The sequence below is a fragment of the Desemzia sp. FAM 23990 genome (assembly GCF_045528485.1).
In the GTDB taxonomy this organism is placed as follows: domain Bacteria; phylum Bacillota; class Bacilli; order Lactobacillales; family Carnobacteriaceae; genus Desemzia.
Map to the genome: position 1 here is coordinate 1 of NZ_JBGQQW010000071.1, position 491 is coordinate 491.

At 47.3% G+C, this 491-nt stretch carries 4 tRNA genes; all 4 read right to left on the bottom strand.

What is annotated here, in order from left to right:
- Window positions 1-35 precede the first annotated feature (35 nt).
- Window positions 36-124 (bottom strand) — tRNA-Leu (locus ACEN4I_RS13480).
- 36 nt (window positions 125-160) lie between these two features.
- Window positions 161-232 (bottom strand) — tRNA-Gly (locus tag ACEN4I_RS13485).
- Window positions 233-238: 6 nt separating this feature from the next.
- A tRNA-Thr gene (locus tag ACEN4I_RS13490) sits at window positions 239-311 on the bottom strand.
- 55 nt (window positions 312-366) lie between these two features.
- Window positions 367-439, bottom strand: a tRNA-Lys gene (locus ACEN4I_RS13495).
- Window positions 440-491 lie beyond the last annotated feature (52 nt).

Sequence of the window (491 nt, forward strand, 5' to 3'; positions counted from 1 at the left end):
AGTACTCTATCCAATTGAGCTATGGGTGCTAATAATGGTGCCGAGGGCCGGAATCGAACCGGCACGGATATCACTATCCGCAGGATTTTAAGTCCTGTGCGTCTACCTGTTCCGCCACCCCGGCTTTCTGAACAAGTTATCAAACTCTAGTTTTGCTAGAAGCGGAAGACGGGATTCGAACCCGCGACCCCCACCTTGGCAAGGTGATGTTCTACCACTGAACTACTTCCGCAAAGGATGCCGGCTAAAGGATTTGAACCCTCGACCCTCTGATTACAAATCAGATGCTCTACCAACTGAGCTAAGCCGGCTAATAGTGTGATTAAAATAGATTGTATTAACTAAAATAACTTCGAAAAGTTATTATGAGTCATGCAGGATTCGAACCTGCGACCCTCTGATTAAAAGTCAGATGCTCTACCAACTGAGCTAATGACTCATGGTGGAGGTTAACGGGCTCGAACCGCTGACCCTCTGCTTGTAAGGCAGAT